The 14,861-nt window shown below is 71.4% G+C and carries 18 protein-coding genes; 10 read left to right on the forward strand and 8 right to left on the reverse strand.

Annotated elements, in window-relative coordinates; genetic code table 11:
• Nucleotides 1–62 precede the first annotated feature (62 nt).
• The 3 genes from rplQ to ABLE68_RS12080 all read left to right on the forward strand — a co-directional run bounded on the left by rplQ (nucleotide 63) and on the right by ABLE68_RS12080 (nucleotide 2,059).
• Nucleotides 63–623, forward strand: a complete 561-nt coding sequence (gene rplQ / locus ABLE68_RS12075; RefSeq protein WP_348871596.1) for a 50S ribosomal protein L17 — start codon at nucleotides 63–65, stop codon at nucleotides 621–623.
• Between the two features lie 288 nt (nucleotides 624–911).
• A complete protein-coding gene (locus tag ABLE68_RS22315; protein WP_425475650.1) occupies nucleotides 912–1,319 on the forward strand; it encodes a DUF6318 family protein in 408 nt (135 codons plus the stop codon).
• Nucleotides 1,320–1,711: 392 nt separating this feature from the next.
• A complete protein-coding gene (locus ABLE68_RS12080; RefSeq protein ID WP_348871598.1) occupies nucleotides 1,712–2,059 on the forward strand; it encodes a hypothetical protein in 348 nt (115 codons plus the stop codon).
• 72 nt (nucleotides 2,060–2,131) lie between these two features.
• Here the strand turns inward: ABLE68_RS12080 and ABLE68_RS12085 are convergent, their stop codons facing one another.
• A complete protein-coding gene (locus ABLE68_RS12085; protein ID WP_348871600.1) occupies nucleotides 2,132–2,491 on the reverse strand; it encodes a GntR family transcriptional regulator in 360 nt (119 codons plus the stop codon).
• An 18-nt stretch (nucleotides 2,492–2,509) separates the two neighbouring features.
• Between ABLE68_RS12085 and ABLE68_RS12090 the strand changes: the two genes are divergently transcribed.
• Nucleotides 2,510–3,379, forward strand: a complete 870-nt coding sequence (locus ABLE68_RS12090; protein ID WP_348871603.1) for a PfkB family carbohydrate kinase — start codon at nucleotides 2,510–2,512, stop codon at nucleotides 3,377–3,379.
• Here the strand turns inward: ABLE68_RS12090 and ABLE68_RS12095 are convergent.
• Entirely contained in the window at nucleotides 3,376–5,037 is a 1,662-nt protein-coding gene (locus ABLE68_RS12095) for an NAD(P)/FAD-dependent oxidoreductase (protein WP_348871605.1), read from the reverse strand. The two genes, ABLE68_RS12090 and ABLE68_RS12095, sit on opposite strands and share 4 nt — an antisense overlap.
• Before the next feature lie 39 nt (nucleotides 5,038–5,076).
• Here ABLE68_RS12095 and truA point away from each other — a divergent pair, with 39 nt between their 5' ends.
• Nucleotides 5,077–5,877, forward strand: a complete 801-nt coding sequence (gene truA / locus ABLE68_RS12100; protein WP_348871606.1) for a tRNA pseudouridine(38-40) synthase TruA — start codon at nucleotides 5,077–5,079, stop codon at nucleotides 5,875–5,877.
• Complete coding sequence (locus ABLE68_RS12105; RefSeq protein ID WP_348871607.1) at nucleotides 5,870–6,487, forward strand: class I SAM-dependent methyltransferase; 618 nt, start codon at nucleotides 5,870–5,872, stop codon at nucleotides 6,485–6,487. The genes truA and ABLE68_RS12105 overlap by 8 nt, the downstream gene beginning before the upstream one ends.
• On the opposite strand, the gene ABLE68_RS12110 is transcribed toward ABLE68_RS12105, so the two are convergent.
• On the reverse strand, nucleotides 6,484–7,161 hold the full coding sequence (locus ABLE68_RS12110) for a maleylpyruvate isomerase family mycothiol-dependent enzyme (RefSeq protein WP_348871609.1): 678 nt from the start codon (nucleotides 7,159–7,161) through the stop codon (nucleotides 6,484–6,486). The two genes, ABLE68_RS12105 and ABLE68_RS12110, sit on opposite strands and share 4 nt — an antisense overlap.
• A 31-nt stretch (nucleotides 7,162–7,192) precedes the next feature.
• On the opposite strand from ABLE68_RS12110, the gene ABLE68_RS12115 reads away from it, so the two are divergent.
• The 4 genes from ABLE68_RS12115 to ABLE68_RS12130 all read left to right on the forward strand — a co-directional run bounded on the left by ABLE68_RS12115 (nucleotide 7,193) and on the right by ABLE68_RS12130 (nucleotide 9,303).
• Nucleotides 7,193–7,333, forward strand: a complete 141-nt coding sequence (locus tag ABLE68_RS12115) for a hypothetical protein (protein WP_348871610.1) — start codon at nucleotides 7,193–7,195, stop codon at nucleotides 7,331–7,333.
• Between the two features lie 72 nt (nucleotides 7,334–7,405).
• On the forward strand, nucleotides 7,406–8,065 hold the full coding sequence (locus ABLE68_RS12120; RefSeq protein ID WP_348871611.1) for a hypothetical protein: 660 nt from the start codon (nucleotides 7,406–7,408) through the stop codon (nucleotides 8,063–8,065).
• A 108-nt stretch (nucleotides 8,066–8,173) separates the two neighbouring features.
• Nucleotides 8,174–8,989 carry a pseudouridine synthase gene (locus tag ABLE68_RS12125; protein ID WP_348873265.1) on the forward strand — a complete coding sequence of 272 codons (816 nt, stop codon included), beginning with the start codon at nucleotides 8,174–8,176 and terminating at the stop codon, nucleotides 8,987–8,989.
• Nucleotides 8,990–9,009: 20 nt separating this feature from the next.
• Entirely contained in the window at nucleotides 9,010–9,303 is a 294-nt protein-coding gene (locus ABLE68_RS12130) for a DUF4190 domain-containing protein (protein ID WP_348871613.1), read from the forward strand.
• Here ABLE68_RS12130 and ABLE68_RS12135 read toward each other — a convergent pair.
• From ABLE68_RS12135 to ABLE68_RS12155, 5 genes are read right to left on the reverse strand one after another with little or no spacing between them, the layout of a single operon-like run.
• A complete protein-coding gene (locus tag ABLE68_RS12135; RefSeq protein WP_348871614.1) occupies nucleotides 9,297–10,241 on the reverse strand; it encodes an alpha/beta hydrolase in 945 nt (314 codons plus the stop codon). The genes ABLE68_RS12130 and ABLE68_RS12135 overlap by 7 nt on opposite strands.
• 9 nt (nucleotides 10,242–10,250) lie before the next feature.
• On the reverse strand, nucleotides 10,251–11,402 hold the full coding sequence (locus ABLE68_RS12140) for an acyl-CoA dehydrogenase family protein (RefSeq protein WP_348871616.1): 1,152 nt from the start codon (nucleotides 11,400–11,402) through the stop codon (nucleotides 10,251–10,253).
• A gap of 16 nt (nucleotides 11,403–11,418) precedes the next feature.
• The gene (locus tag ABLE68_RS12145) at nucleotides 11,419–12,462 is read right to left on the reverse strand and encodes an acyl-CoA dehydrogenase family protein (protein ID WP_348871618.1); all 1,044 of its coding nucleotides are present in this window, start codon (nucleotides 12,460–12,462) and stop codon (nucleotides 11,419–11,421) included.
• Nucleotides 12,459–13,637, reverse strand: coding sequence for an acyl-CoA dehydrogenase family protein (locus tag ABLE68_RS12150; protein ID WP_348871620.1), 1,179 nt, complete (start codon nucleotides 13,635–13,637; stop codon nucleotides 12,459–12,461). Before ABLE68_RS12150 ends, ABLE68_RS12145 begins: the two co-directional genes overlap by 4 nt.
• Nucleotides 13,630–14,859, reverse strand: a complete 1,230-nt coding sequence (locus ABLE68_RS12155; protein ID WP_348871621.1) for an acyl-CoA dehydrogenase family protein — start codon at nucleotides 14,857–14,859, stop codon at nucleotides 13,630–13,632. The genes ABLE68_RS12150 and ABLE68_RS12155 overlap by 8 nt, the downstream gene beginning before the upstream one ends.
• Nucleotides 14,860–14,861: the final 2 nt, after the last annotated feature.

Below are 14,861 nucleotides of genomic sequence, written 5' to 3' on the forward strand. Positions count from 1 at the left end.
CGGCCGACCGGCCGGTCGTCTACCCCGGTACCTAGTACGGCCGGAGAGAAAAGAGTGAAGCAATGCCCAAGCCCACCAAGGGTCCCCGCCTCGGCGGTAGCCCGGCTCACCAGCGCCTGATCCTCGCGAACCTGGCCACCCAGCTCTTCGAGCACGGCCGGATCACGACCACCGAGGCCAAGGCTCGCGCGCTGCGTCCGCACGCCGAGAAGCTGATCACCAAGGCCAAGAAGGGCGACCTGCACAACCGTCGCGAGGTCCTCAAGACCATCCGCGACAAGTCGGTCGTGCACACGCTCTTCACGGACATCGCTCCGACGTTCTCGGAGCGTCCCGGCGGCTACACCCGGATCACCAAGATCGGTCCCCGCAAGGGCGACAACGCGCCCATGGCCGTGATCGAGCTCGTGACCGAGGCGTACAAGCCGGCCGCTCCCAAGGCGAAGAAGAAGGCTGCTCCGGCTGCCGCTGCCCCGGCTCCGGTCGAGGAGGCCACGGTCGAGGAGACCGAGGTCGTCGCCGAGGAGACCACCCCCGAGGAGGCTCCCGCCGAGGAGACCACCGACGAGGTCGTCGCCGAGGAGGAGGCTCCCGCCGAGGAGTCCACCGAGGACAAGGCCTGATCCAGGCCACCAGCAACTGACGAAGGCCCGTCACCCGCGAGGGTGGCGGGCCTTCGTCGTTCTCCACAGATGCCGATCGGGCCGTTTCGGTTCGTCGGATCTCGGGGAATGATCGGCCTCGTGACCCGTACTCGGACGGTCCTCACCGCGCTGACGTGCACGTCGGTGCTCGCGCTCGGCGCGTGCTCCGGCGATGACCCCGAGCCCAAGTTCGAGCCGGCTCCGTCGGAGTCGCCGACTACGTCTGCTCCAACCAGCCCCTCCCCGACCGGACCGGTTGAACCGACGATGCCGGCCGCGGCAAAGGCCCGGTCGGACGGAGGCGCGGAAGCTTTCGTGCGCTATTGGGTTGCGATGGTGAATTTCGCCCAGAGCACTGGTGAGACCACTTCCTTGAAGTCACTCAACGAACCCGCGTGCAGTGGGTGTCGTGGACTGGTTAAGGCAATCGACTCTGCTTACGCCGAGGGCGGGCGAATCGAAGGCGGAGCTTGGTCGATCTCCAATCTACGCAAACTTCCGCTCGACTATGGCGCTGAGTGGGCAGCGTTCTCCGCGGCACGAACCCAGCCTCAGACGGTGGTCTCGGATCAGCAGACCAAGCACTTTGAGGGTGGGCCCTTCCAGTTCTATGCATACGTAGATTGGGATGACGGATGGAGAATGCGGTGGCTCCGCACGCCCACCCCTTCTTGAGGATCGCGGCGACTCTGCTCGTCGCAGCTTCCGCACTGACCGTCCTACCCATTGAGAGCGCGGCCTGGGGAGACTGCAGCGGCGACAGCGTTTCCTCGGCCAGTGCGTCTGCGAGCGTCGGAACCCTAGTCGTTGGAATTGAGCAGCAAGTCAGCGATGACACTTGTTCGACTTCGTCGCCCGGTTCGGCTGCGATCACTGTCCGCGACTCTGATCTGGACTCGATCTGTGTGCGTGAAGCTATCTCCCGTGGGTTCAACCCTTTCGGATATTGCGATCTAGAGCGGGAGGATCCGCCGGAACTGACAGCCGGCATGGTCGCCGCTGCATTCCGGCGCCTTTCTCTCCCGCCTTCGGACCTCCAGGTGGAGCCGCCGAACGGGCGGACGCTGGTGAACTTCGAGACGAACTTCTACACCGACGACGGCGGGTTCACCCGGACGGTGACGCTGCTGGGGCAGCGGGTGGAGCTGCGGATCTGGCCGGCGCGGTTCGGGTGGCGGTTCGGGGACGGGGCGTCGCGGTCGACGGCGAGCGGTGGGTCGCCGTACCCCGACCTCGACGTCACGCACCGCTACTTGTCGAAGGGGCGGGTGGCGCCGCGGGTGGACACGACGTACGCCGCGGAGTTCCGGGTGAACGGCGGACCGTGGCGTGACGTGGACGGGACGGTGACGATCCCGGGTGAGGCTCAGGCTCTGCGGGTGGTCGAGGCCCGTCCGGTGCTGGTCGGCGGCTGAGTCATCGGAGCCGGCGGTGGGCTGTCCACCGTTCCTGGGCGGGAAATCGGTGGATGGGGCACCGCTGAGTGGTCAGTCACCGGGAGCGGCCGACCAGCTCTGCTCGACGAGGCGGACGGCCTCGCGCAAGGTGAGGTCGAGACGCTGGGCGGTCGCGACGTACGCCGCCGCGGCGTCGCGGGCGTTGCTGCTGGCGCCCGAGACGAACGTCCCGCGCCGGCCCTCGGTCGTGATCACGCCGTCGGTCTCGAGGACGCGGTAGGCCTTGGCGACGGTGTTGACCGCGAGGCCGAGCTCGGCGGCGAGGGCGCGGACGGTCGGGAGGCGGGTGCCGGCGGGGAGGTCGCCGGACGCGGCGCGCGTGGCGACCTGGAGCCGGAGCTGCTCGAAGGGAGGGACCTCGGAGGTCGAGTCGAGCGGGTGCACGTCCATGCAGGCAAGATACGTCCCATGGAGAGCGCGCTGGTCGTGGGTGAGTCGCTGATCGACATCGTGCACGCGGCCGACGGCAGCACGGGGGAGTACGCCGGGGGCAGTGCTGCCAACGTCGCCGTCGCCCTGTCGCGGCTCGGTCGCGACGTGCGCTTCGTGACCGCGTGGGCCGACGACGACCGCGGCCGGGTGCTCGCGGAGCACCTCGCGAAGGACGCCGTCGAGCTGGCGAGCGACCCCGTCGTGCTGACCCGGACCGCGACGGCGGCAGCGACGATCGGGGCGGACGGCGCGGCGTCGTACGAGTTCGACCTCGAGTGGCGGATCGGCGCCGTCGACGCGGGTCAGCCGGTGGTGGTGCACGTCTGCTCGCTCGGAGCGGTCCTCGACCCGGGCGCCGAGCAGGTCCTCGAGCTCGTGAAGCAGCTCAGGGGGAGCGCGACGATCAGCTACGACGTCAACGCCCGCCCGGCGATCACCGGCACCGGTCCCGACCTCGTGGCGAAGGTCGAGCGGATGGTGGCGGTCACCGACCTGGTGAAGGCGTCCGACGAGGACCTGGAGAGCCTCTACCCGGACCTCATCCTGGCGGAGGCCGCCGCACACCTGCGCTCGCTCGGCCCCCGGGCTGTGGTCGTGACCCGCGGCGGTGACGGGGCGACGTGGTTCGGCGACACCGTCGTCGAGATCGCCTCGCAGCCGGTCGAGGTGGCCGACACGATCGGCGCCGGCGACACCTTCGGCGCCGCCGTCATCGACGCGGTCTGGGACCGCGGGCTCGACCTGACGCCGGCAGAGATCGCCGACGTGCTCGCCCACGCGGCCCGCGCCGCGGCCGTGACGGTGTCACGACCGGGCGCGAACCCGCCGTACCGCTCCGAGCTCTAGTCAGGAGCCGGCGCGAGCCACGCGTGCACGAGGGGTACGACGGACGCACCCTCGCCGCTCGCGGACGCGACCCGCTTCATGGAGCCCGAGCGGATGTCGCCAGCGGCGAAGATGCCGGGCACCGTGGTGGCGAGGTTCTCCGGGGGCAGTCCGTCGGTCCACCAGTCCTTGGGGACGTCGCGCCCCGTGAGCACGAAGCCGCGGTCGTCACGGCAGACCGAGGGCGGCAGCCAGTCGCAGTTGGGCTCGGCCCCGAGCAGCAGGAAGAGACCGTACGCCGGCACCTTCTCCTGCTCGCCCGTGCGCACGTCCTGGAGGCCGAGCCACTCGAGCCGGCCGTCGCCGCCACCGTCGACGACCGCGGTGCAGGTGCGGACGTGGATGCGCGGGTTGTAGCCGATCTCGTCGATCAGGTACTGCGACATCGTCTCGGCCAGGTCGGGCCGGCGGACCAGGATCGTCACGGACCGGGCGAACCGCGCGAGGTGGACCGCGGCCTGCCCGGCCGAGTTACCCCCGCCCACGACGAAGACGTCCTGCCCTTCCATCTCGCGGGCGGCGGTCATCGCGGCGCCGTAGTAGACGCCCATGCCGACCAGCTCCTCGACCGGCTCGACGCGCAGCTTGCGGTAGGCGACGCCGCTGGAGATCACGACCGAGCGAGCCCGCACCTCGCCGCTCTCGGTGCACAGGACGTGCGGCTCACCGTCCCGGCCAGGGCGCAGCTCGTCGACGACCTGCCCGGTGAAGAACTGGGCTCCGAACCGCAGCGCCTGGTTGCGGGCGCGTTGGGACAGCCGCATCCCGGAGATGCCGCGCGGGAAGCCGAGGTAGTTGCGGATCATCGAGCTGGTGCCGGCCTGGCCGCCGATCGCCTCGGCCTCGAGGATCACGGTCGACAGGCCCTCGGACGCGGCGTAGACCGCGGCCGCGAGACCGGCGGGACCCCCACCCACGACGGCGACGTCGACGACGTGCTCGAGGTCGATGGCGGTCGGCGCACCGTAGATCTGGACCGCGACGTCGCGGACGCTGGTGGCGTGGATGACCGTCCCGTTGGCGCGGCACACGAGGGGGTAGACCGGCTCTCCCTCCCAGAGGTCCAGGACGTAGCGACCCCCGTCGGAGTCGGGCTCGTAGAGCCTGCTCGGCATGCCCATCCGGTCGAGGAAGTCGCGGATCGCCAGGGTGAGTCCGTCGCGCACCGGGGAGACGATCTTGACGGCGACGACCTCGGGGTCCGCGACCGTCGAGCCCCAGTCGGAGAGCAGGTCGGTGATCGCGTTGTGGAACTCCTCGTCGCGGGTGCCGCGGGGCATCAGCAGGAACGCGTCGTACTTGCCCGCGGCCATGCCGGCCCGCAGGCCGGGGGCGTCGGTGAGGAACCGGTCCCAGTGGGCGGTGATCACCCGTCGCGCGGTCGGCACCTTCTCCCGGAGCTTGTGGAAGCAGTGCAGGACCTCGGCGTCGGGCAGCACCGACTCGCTGGCGAACATCGCGACGGTGCCGCCCTCGGCGACGATGTCGTGGGTGGTCTGCAGCGCGTCGCGGCAGGAGCGGGTGACGCGGACGTCGTACTCCGCGACGTAGCGGGCGAATCCGGCGAGCATCTCGTCGGGATGTTCCTCGGTGATGAGGACGATGGCGGGACTGGGCACGGATCCAGCCTAGGAGTCGAGGCAATAGGCTTCTTGACCGTGCGCCTCCGGATCGACCTCGCCTACGACGGCACCGACTTCCGCGGTTGGGCCGTCCAGCCCGGCCTGCGGACCGTCCAGGGTGAGCTGCAGGACGCGCTCGCGACCGTGCTGCGGATCGAGTCGGCTGCCGTGGTGTGTGCCGGGCGCACCGACGCCGGTGTGCACGCGCGCGCCCAGGTCGTCCATGTCGACCTCGACGACCCGCCCGCGCCGGAGTGGCTGCTGCGCCGGCTGAACGGCATCCTCCCGGCCGACGTGCGCGTACGACGCGTGGTCGCCGCGCCCGAGGGCTTCGACGCCCGCTTCGGGGCGCTGTGGCGGCGCTACGCCTACCGGATCGCCGACGACGCGGCGTACGTCGACCCGCTCATGCGCGCTCAGGTGCTGGCGTGGCCGCGGCCCCTCGACGAGCGCGCGATGAACGCCGCAGCACTGCTGCTGGTCGGGCGGCACGACTTCGCGTCGTTCTGCAAGCAGCGCGAGGGCGCGACCACGATCCGCACGCTGCTCGAGCTGTCCTGGACCCGGGACGAGACGGGGCTCCTGGTCGGCACCGTGGTGGCGGACGCGTTCTGCCACAGCATGGTGCGGGCCCTGGTCGGCTGCCTGATCTCGATCGGGGAGGGGCGCCAGCCGGTGGACTGGGCCGACGACGTCCTGCGCGCCGAGCTGCGCAACCCGGGGGTGGTCGTCGTGCACGCCCACGGGCTCACGCTCGAGGAGGTCGCCTACCCGGCCGACGACGAGCTCACGGCCCGGGCCGTGGTGACGAGGGCGAAGAGGGAGTCCGATGACTGAGCCCGAGGGCGAGCACTACTTCAGCGCCGACCCGTCCGTGCCGTTCGCGCGCGAGACCTTCACGTGCGAGGTCTGGGGTCACGAGCTGACGCTGGTCAGCGGCGCCGGCGTCTTCAGCCGCGGGCACCTCGACCACGCGACCGCGATCCTCTTCCGCGAGACGCAGCCGCCGGTCCAGGGCCGCTTCCTCGACCTGGGGTGCGGGTACGGCCCGATCGGGCTGGCGATCGCCGCCGCCGTCCCCCTCGCCTCGGTCACCGCCGTCGAGGTCAACGAGCGCGCGATCGCGCTCGCCAACGAGAACGCCCGGGCGATGGGCGTCCACGGTCGCTTCGTCGCGTGCCGCCCCGACCAGGTGCCGACGGGCGAGGTGTACGACGAGATCTGGTCGAACCCGCCGATCCGGATCGGCAAGGAGGCGCTGCACGAGCTGTTGCTCACCTGGCTGCCCCGGCTCGCGCCGGGCGGTCGCGCGGTGATGGTGGTCGGCAAGAACCTCGGCGCCGACTCGTTGCAGCGCTGGCTGGGCGAGCAGGGCTACCCGACCACGCGGCTCGCGAGCGCCAAGGGCTTCCGGGTGCTGGAGACCCGCCGAGCCCAGGACGCCTAGGGTGCGAACGGCAGCGCGAGCAACGCTGCCGCGGCGAGGTCCTCGCTGGTGCGCCGGTGCCAGAGCATCAGGAGCACGTCGACGGCCGGTGCGCTGACCTCGACCACCGGGTTGGCGTCGCCGATCACGATCGGGTCTGCGTCGGGCAGGTCGGTCGCGACCAGCCGGAGGCTGGCGGGCAGGGGGTCGCACCGGCCGAGGCGCAGCTGGCGCGGGTAGAACATCGTCGCCACCTCGTCGACCCCGTCCCACGCGAGCGCGGGGTCGAGGGTCCACTCGTCGGCGCGGCCGGTCGCCACCAGCAGGTCGCGCGTGTGCATCCGGGTCTCGTGCACCTGACGTCGCGACCACCAGCCCGCCGTACCCGGGCCGTCGCCGAAGATCCAGGCCGATCGCTCCGGGTCGGTGAGCTCGGCGCGCAGGGCAGAGGCGTGGGTGAGGTACCACCCCGCGAGCGCGTCGTCGTCGTCCGGTGCGGGTTCGGGCCGCCCCTCCGGGTTGCCCTCGACCACAGCGTGCCGCGCCCACTGGTGGATGCCGCCGAGGTGGACGATCAGCGACGCGACGTTCCAACCGGGGCAGTCCGGCACTGGAGCGTCGAGGTCGGCATCGGCCGCCAGGTCGGCGAAGTCGGCGGTCGCGTCGGCGAGGAGGAGGTTCCAGTCGTTCGGCACGCGCAGATTCTTGCAGTGGCACACTGGAGAGGTGACACCCGACGACAAGTTCCGTCAGCTCCCCGAGCCGGTGAAGCTCGAGGACACCGTCGCGATCCAGGAACCGCTGCCGCCCCAGGACCCCGAGGGCGGGCGCGACACCGACATCGAGTTCCTGCTCCGCTACAACTGACTCGTGACGACTCGGGCGACGGAGGCCGGATCGGGTGTGTCATCGCCCGCCCGCGAGCAGCGGTGGTCGGTGATGAGCCGTTCTCTCGCCTGGCTCCTGCTCGCCGGCTGCATGTCGATCGCCGTTGCCGCGCTGGTCGCCGGCGAGCACACGACGTCGTACAGCGAGCTTCGGGCTGCGGTAGCCGAGGGTGCCGTGGACGTCGTCACCATCTCGGGTGCGCTGCCACCTGGTGCCCGTGGTGCGGGCACTGTCCAGGTGCACTGGCGCTCGGGTCTGGTCGGCCACGTCTCCGAGGTCGTCGAGGCCCGCCCCATCCGTGCCCAACCGGCGATGCGGCACGGCCTGCCCGTCGTCGCGTCGGTCGAGGACGACCTGACCGCCTACGCCCCGGACCTGGCGGTGCACCACGACGACGGGTTGCAGGGCTACAGCGAGATCCATGGCTGGCACCTGCCGAGCTGGACGGGGTTCGTCGCCCTCGCGATCTTCCTCAGCGTCTTCATGCTCGTCGTCGGTGGACCCCAGCCGTGGCGGGCCAACCGGTGGGCGTGGTTCTGGTTGCTCGTGTTCGCGGCGCCTGTCGGAACGGTCGGCTTCCTGCTCCTCGGCGGCCCCTCGGGACTGCTGCCACCGCGCGTCGGTGCGCGTCGGATCCGGGGCGGGTGGGGGTTCCTGCTCGCCCTCGTCGTGGGTGCGGCGATCGGATCCAGCGCGGTCGTCGGCACCTAGCATCAGCGGATGCCCCCGCACTCCCCGCTGCCGCAGCGGCACGGCCTCAGCGCCGCCTGGGTGCGTACGCCGGACCGCGACCCGTCCGGGTCGGAGCCGTGGCCGACGTTGGGCGCGTGGCTGCGCGACAAGCTGGGCGAGCGTGTTGACGTCACGCGGCTGCTCGCCGAGGAGCGGTTCGTCCGCGACGACCTCAGCCCGGTGCGCGAGGACGACCCCTACGCGCCGTACACGTTCGTGTGGTTCCACCGCGACCTGCGCGAGGAGCCGGTGGTCCCGGGCGAGATGCCGGTCATCCACCGCGACGAGCGGCTCGTGGTGGTCGACAAGCCGCCCTTCCTGTCGAGCATCCCGCGCGGGGAGCACGTGCGCCAGAGCGTCGTCGTGCGGCTCCGCGACGAGCTCGGGCTGCCGGAGCTGTCGACGCTGCACCGGCTCGACCGGATCACCTCGGGCGTGCTGGTCCTCGCGACCGAGCAGCGGTGGCGCGGTCCCTACCAGGTGCTCTTCGAGCGGGGTGAGGTCCGCAAGACCTACCGGGCGCTCGCGCCGTACCTCCCGGAGCTGGAGGAGCCGGTCGTCGTGCGCAACCACATCCGCAAGGAGCGCGGCGACGTCCGCGCCGAGGTCGTGCCCGGTGCGCCGGTCAACGCCGAGACGCTGGTCGAGCTGGAGGAGCGTGTCGGCGACCTCGCGGTCTACCGGCTCACCCCGCGCACCGGTCGGACCCACCAGCTGCGGCTACACCTCCACGGGCTCGGTGCGCCGATCGTGGACGACCCGCTCTACCCCGTCCCGCGCGACGTCTCGATCGACGACTTCACCCGGCCGCTGCAGCTGCTCGCGAGCGAGCTCGAGCTCGACGACCCCGTCGACGGGACGGTACGGCGGTTCACGAGTGTCCGGCGGCTGCCGATCGGCTGACCCGTGGGAGGCTCCTCCCCGTGACGACCCACCCCAGGGCGACTCGGGCCCTGTGGCTCGGCGTCGTCGGACTCATCGGCAGCCCGCTCTTCCTGCCCCTCTTCCTCGGCCCGTTCGCCTGGGTCGCCGGCGCCCGCGCGCGTCGCGAGATCGCCTCGGACCCGCAGCGGTGGGGAGGCCGGGACCTGGCGACGGCCGGCATGGTGGTCGGCATCGTCGACACCGTGCTGCTGGCGATCACGCTGCTCGTCGGGGCCGGCTTCCTGCTGCTCGTCGTGATCTTCGGCGTGGCCGCGAGCGGCTCAGGTCACTGAGGTCCGTGGAGGAGGTCGCGGAACATCGCGACCGTCTCGTCGACCGCCGCCTGGCAGGCCGCGGAGTGTCGCCCCATGTCGACGAAGCCGTGGATCAGCCCCGGGAAGAGCCGTGACTCGACCCTGACGCCGGCTGCCTCGAGCGCCGCGGCGTAGGCGAGGCCGTCGTCGCGCAGCGGGTCGAACTCCGCGACCACGACCACGGCCGGGGCGAGCCCGGTGAGGTCGCCGTGCAGGGGAGCGAGAAGCGGGTCGTGGTCGTCGACGTCGGGGAGGTGCCCGACGTACTGCTGGTCGAACCAGACCATCGTGTCGACGTCGAGGAAGTAGCCGGTGGCGTTCTCGGTCTGCGACGGGTAGGTGCCGTGCCCGTCGGTGACGGGATAGAGGAGCAGCTGCCCCGCGAGCGGGATGCCCTCGTCGCGCATCACCTGCGCCACCACGGCCGAGAGGTTGCCGCCGGCGCTGTCGCCGGCGACCGCGAGCCGGTGGTCTCCGCCCAGCGTGGACAGGGACCCAGCGGCCCAGCGAGTCGCGGCGATCGCGTCCTCGACGCCGGCCGGCCACGGGTCCTCCGGCGCCAGTCGGTAGTCGACCGAGACCACGACCGCGTCGCAGCCGTTGGCGAGCGTGCGGGCGGTCAGGTCGTGGGTGTCGAGGTCGCCGATCACGAAACCGCCACCGTGCAGCAGCACGATGGTGGGGAGCGGCCCCGGCGTCGACGGGCGGTAGACGCGGGCCGGCCGGTCGCCGGCGCCACCGGGCACGGTGATGTCCTCCACCGCCGCGACCGGCGGCAGCAGGTCGGCAGGTCGGCTGTCGACGGTCAGTGCGCGAAAGCCCGCCCGGGCCGCCGCGGGCGTGCCCTCCGACATGGGCGGCAGACCGGCGGCGGCGAGGAACTCGAGGACTCCCGCGAGCTGGGGGTCGAGCGGCATGGACTCTCCTTAGACGAACGCGTTGATGCCGGTCTCGGCGCGGCCGATGAGCAGCTTCTGGATCTGGCTGGTGCCCTCGTAGAGCGTCATGACGCGCGCGTCCCGGAGGTACTTCTCGGCGGGGTACTCGTCGACGAAGCCCGAGCCGCCGTGGACCTGGATCGCGTTGTTGGCAGCGCGTACGGCGGCCTCCGACGCGAACAGCTTGGCCTTGGACGCGGCGGTGCCGAACGGCTCGCCGCGGTCGATGAGGTCGGCGCAGCGCCACACCAGCAACCGGGCCGCATCGGCGTCGACCGACATGTCGGAGATCAGCTCCTGCACCAGCTGGAAGCCGGCCAGCGGCCGACCGAACTGCTTGCGGGCGGTGGCGTACTCGACCGACGTCTCCAGGCAGCCCTGGACGATGCCCACGCACCCGGCGGCTACCGACACCCGGCCCTTGTCGAGCGTGGTCATCGCGATCTTGAAGCCCTTGCCCTCCTCGCCGAGCAGCGCCGACGCGGGCAGTCGCACGTCGGTGAGGAAGAGCTCGGCGGTGGCCTGGCCGCGCAGCCCGAGCTTGCCCTTGACCTCCCGGGCCTCGAAGCCCGGGGTGTCGGTCGGGACCAGGAACGCCGAGACGCCGCGTGGGCCGTCGTCGCTGGTGCGCGCGAAGACCAGGGCGACGTCGGCCCAGGTGCCGTTGGTGATGAAGAGCTTCTGGCCGTTGAGGACGTAGTCGTCGCCGTCCTTGCGGGCCCTCGACGTCAGGTTGCCGGCGTCCGAGCCCGTGTCGGGCTCCGTCAGGCCGAAGCAGCCGAGGGCAGTGCCGCTGGCGATCCGGGGCAGCCACTCCTGCTTCTGCTCCTCGGTGCCGAAGCCCAGCACCGACTTGCCGAAGAGGCCGTTGGAGACCGACACGATGCCGCGCAGGGCCGAGTCGGCACGACCGAGCTCCTCCATGCCGAGCACGTAGGTCAGGTAGTCGCCCCCGAGCCCGCCGTACTCCTCGGGGATGGTGAGCCCGAAGAAGCCGATCTCGGCCATCTTGGGGATGATGTCGAGGTCGACGGACTCGTCGCGGTCCCACTGGGTGCGGTGCGGGACGGCCTCGCGGTCGAGGAAGTCGCGAGCGAGGTCGCGGAAGGCCTGCTGCTCGTCGTTCAGGGTCAGGTCCATGTCATGCCTCTCACGTTCAATGGGGTGCAGGTAGGTCGACGAGCACGGCGAGGGCGGCACGGTGCGCCTCGGCGGAGCCGAGCAGCAGGGCGTCGGCCTTGGCCCGCTTGAGGTGCAGGTGGGCCGGGTGCTCCCAGGTCATGCCGATGCCGCCGTGCAGCTGGATCGCCTCCTCGGCCGCGTGGACCGCGACCTCGCTGCAGAAGGCGGCGGCGACGGCGACGGCGACGGGTGCGTCGGGGTCGTCGGCCGCGAGCGTGGCGACCGCATAACGGGCGGCCGCGTCGGCCTGCTCGACCTCGGCGTAGAGGTCGGCGAGCCGGTGCTTGAGCGCCTGGAAGCCACCGACCACACGGCCGAACTGACGCCGCTCCTTGAGGTAGGCGATCGTCGTTTCCAGCGCCCAGCGGGCCACGCCGACCTGCTCGGCCGTGAGCAGCCCGGCGCCGGTCAGCAGGGCCTTGTCGATCGCGGCCGTGGCGTCGTCGGACACCAGCGTGCGCTCGGCCCCGGTGACGTCGACCTCGGTGAGCGGACGGGTCATGTCGAGCGAGGGGACCGGCGTGAAGGTCGCACCGCGTACGGCGTAGAGCGAGTCGCCCTCGGGCAGCAGGAGCACGTCGGCGGGCGCGCCCACGACGGTCAGCGCGGCCGGCCCGTGGTGCAGCGCGGTCGGGCGGACCAGGAGCGCAGCCGTCTGCTCGCCGCTGGCCAGCAGCGGCAAGATCGTCTCGTCGCCGAGCGCGACGAGCGCGGTCGTCGCGACCACGCTCGAGGTGAGGTACGGCGACGGCGCGGCCGCCCGGCCGAGCTCCTCGAGCACCGCGGCCGCCTCGATCGCCGACGCGCCCGCGCCACCGCGAGACTCGGGGACGAGCAGGCCGGGCAGACCGAGCTCGGTGAACGCCGACCACAGCGGTGCGGTCACGTCGTCGGTGCCGTCGTAGATCGCGTTGACCCGGTCGGTCGGCGCGTGCTTGTCGAGGACCTTGCGCACCGAGGCGCGCAGGTCGGTCTCGACGTCGTCGGGCAGCAGCGAGACGTCAGCTGGGGCGCTCATCGGGGCAGGTCCTTCCAGGGGATGTCCTTGTCGACGCGGTGCTCGGTCGGGAGGCCGAGGATGCGCTCGGCGACCACGTTGCGCAGCACCTCCGACGTCCCGCCCTCGATCGAGTTGCCCTTGGCGCGCAGGTAGCGGAAGCCGGCGTCCTTGCCGAAGAAGTCCACGTGCGTGGGCCGGCGCATCTCCCAGCTCTCGTAGCGCAGGCCGTCGTCGCCGAGCAGGTCGACCTCGAGGGACGAGAGCTGCTGGTTGATCTTCGCGAAGGAGAGCTTCATGGCCGATCCCTCGGGGCCGGGTACGCCGACCGCCATCTTCTGCCGCAGGCGGGTGGCCGTGATGCGCGCGACCTCGGTGTCGATCCAGCCGCGCAGCAGGCGTTCGTGGGTCTCGGGAGTGCGCAGCTCGGGCCGCTCGCGCCAGGTCTTCGCGACGTTCATGACCATGCCGAACTCGCGCGGGAAGGCGCCGCCGCCGATCGCGACCCGCTCGTTGGAGAGCGTCGCGTTGGCGACCTTCCAGCCCTCGCCGACCTCGCCGAGCCGGTCGGCGTCGGGGATCCGCGCGTCGGTCAGGAAGACCTCGTTGAACTCCGCCTCGCCGGTGATCTGACGCAGCGGCCGGACCTCGACGCCCGGGTCGTGCATGTCGAGCGCGAAGTAGGACAGACCTGCGTGCTTCGGCTGGTCGGGATCGGTGCGCACGATCAGGATCGCGCGGTCGGCGATGTGGGCCGAGGAGGTCCACACCTTCTGGCCGTTGACGATCCAGGTGTCGCCGTCGAGCACTGCGCGCGACGACAGCCCCGCGAGGTCGGAGCCCGCACCCGGTTCGGAGAAGAGCTGGCACCAGACCTCCTCGCCGCACCACAGCGGCCGCAGGAAGCGCTGCTTCTGCTCGTCCGTGCCGAAGGCGAGGATCGTCGGTGCGGCCATGCCGAGGCCGATGCCGATCCTGCGCGGGTCGTTGTCGGGTGCGCCCGCCTGGTAGAGCGCCTTCTCGACGATCGGCTGCATGCCGCGGGGGAGCCCGAGGCCGCCGAGGCCCTCGGGGAAGTGCACCCAGGCCAGGCCGGCGTCGAAGCGCGCGTGCAGGAAGTCGAGCCGGTCGGTCGACGCCGGCGGGTGCTCCTCGAGCAGCGCGGCGACCCGCGACCTCAGCTCGGTCTCATCCATGGATGCTGTGCCTCGCGATCTCGTTCTTGGCCAGGGAGTTCTTGTGCACCTCGTCGGGACCGTCGGCGAAGCGCAGCGTGCGGATGCCGGCGTACGACGCGGCCAGCGGGAAGTCCTGCGACAGACCGCCGGCGCCGTGCACCTGGATCGCCTTGTCGAGGATCCACTGCACCGTCTGGGGCGTCGCGATCTTGATCGCCTGGATCTCGGTGTGGGCGCCGCGGTTGCCGACCGTGTCCATCAGCCAGGCGGTCTTGAGGACCAGCAGGCGCAGCTGCTCGAGCCGCACCCGCGACTCGGCGATCCAGTCGCGGACGACGCCCTGGTTGGAGATCGGGCGACCGAAGGCGACCCTTGCCTCGGCGCGCCGGCACATCAGCTCGATCGCCGCCTCGGCGACGCCGATCGACCGCATGCAGTGGTGGATGCGGCCAGGACCCAGGCGGGCCTGGGCGATCGCGAAGCCGGCGCCCTCCTCGCCGATCAGGTTCGAGGCAGGCACGCGCACGTCGGTGAACCGGAGCTCGGCGTGACCACCGTGCTCGTGGTCGTCGTAGCCGAAGACATGCATCGGCCGGACCACCTCGAGGCCGGGGGTGTCGCGCGGCACCAGGATCTGGCTCTGCTGACGGTGCCGCGACGCCGACGGGTCGGTCTTGCCCATCACGATCATGATCTCGGCGTCGGGGTTCATCGCCCCGGTGATCCACCACTTGCGGCCGTTGATGACGTACTCGTCACCGTCGCGCTCGATCCGCGTCTCGATGTTGGTGGCGTCCGAGGAGGCGACGTCCGGCTCGGTCATGGCGAACGACGAGCGGATCTCCGCACTGAGCAGCGGCTGCAGCCAGCGCTCCTTCTGCTCGGGGGTGCCGAAGAGCGACAGCACCTCCATGTTGCCGGTGTCGGGCGCCGAGCAGTTCAGGACGGCGGGCGCGAGGTGGCCGCTGCGGCCGGTGAGCTCGGCGAGCGGGGCGTACTGCAGGTTGGTGATACCGGGGCTGTCGGCGTGCTCCGGGGGCAGGAAGAAGTTCCAGAGCCCGAGCTCGCGGGCCTCGGCCTGCAGCTCCTTGAGCACGGGCGTGCGCGACCAGGCCCAGCGGTCGTCGGAGGCCGCCAGCTGGTCGTGGAAGGTCGCCTCGGAGGGCACGATCCGGTCGGCCATGAAGGTCGACAGGCGCTCGTGCAGCTCCTTGGTCTTGTCGTCGAAGTCGAAGTCCATGG

Origin of the sequence: Nocardioides pollutisoli, assembly GCF_040045055.1 — a bacterium.
Classification (GTDB): domain Bacteria; phylum Actinomycetota; class Actinomycetes; order Propionibacteriales; family Nocardioidaceae; genus Nocardioides; species Nocardioides tweenelious.

What these genes read in the sequence shown, in the direction of transcription:
- rplQ (WP_348871596.1), top strand. Translation starts at nt 63, where the DNA reads ATGCCCAAGCCCACCAAGGGTCCCCGCCTCGGCGGTAGCCCGGCTCAC.
- ABLE68_RS22315 (WP_425475650.1), top strand. Translation starts at nt 912, where the DNA reads ATGCCGGCCGCGGCAAAGGCCCGGTCGGACGGAGGCGCGGAAGCTTTC.
- ABLE68_RS12085 (WP_348871600.1), bottom strand. Translation starts at nt 2,491, where the DNA reads ATGGACGTGCACCCGCTCGACTCGACCTCCGAGGTCCCTCCCTTCGAG.
- ABLE68_RS12090 (WP_348871603.1), top strand. Translation starts at nt 2,510, where the DNA reads ATGGAGAGCGCGCTGGTCGTGGGTGAGTCGCTGATCGACATCGTGCAC.
- ABLE68_RS12105 (WP_348871607.1), top strand. Translation starts at nt 5,870, where the DNA reads ATGACTGAGCCCGAGGGCGAGCACTACTTCAGCGCCGACCCGTCCGTG.
- ABLE68_RS12120 (WP_348871611.1), top strand. Translation starts at nt 7,406, where the DNA reads ATGAGCCGTTCTCTCGCCTGGCTCCTGCTCGCCGGCTGCATGTCGATC.
- ABLE68_RS12135 (WP_348871614.1), bottom strand. Translation starts at nt 10,241, where the DNA reads ATGCCGCTCGACCCCCAGCTCGCGGGAGTCCTCGAGTTCCTCGCCGCC.
- ABLE68_RS12140 (WP_348871616.1), bottom strand. Translation starts at nt 11,402, where the DNA reads ATGGACCTGACCCTGAACGACGAGCAGCAGGCCTTCCGCGACCTCGCT.
- ABLE68_RS12145 (WP_348871618.1), bottom strand. Translation starts at nt 12,462, where the DNA reads ATGAGCGCCCCAGCTGACGTCTCGCTGCTGCCCGACGACGTCGAGACC.
- ABLE68_RS12150 (WP_348871620.1), bottom strand. Translation starts at nt 13,637, where the DNA reads ATGGATGAGACCGAGCTGAGGTCGCGGGTCGCCGCGCTGCTCGAGGAG.
- ABLE68_RS12155 (WP_348871621.1), bottom strand. Translation starts at nt 14,859, where the DNA reads ATGGACTTCGACTTCGACGACAAGACCAAGGAGCTGCACGAGCGCCTG.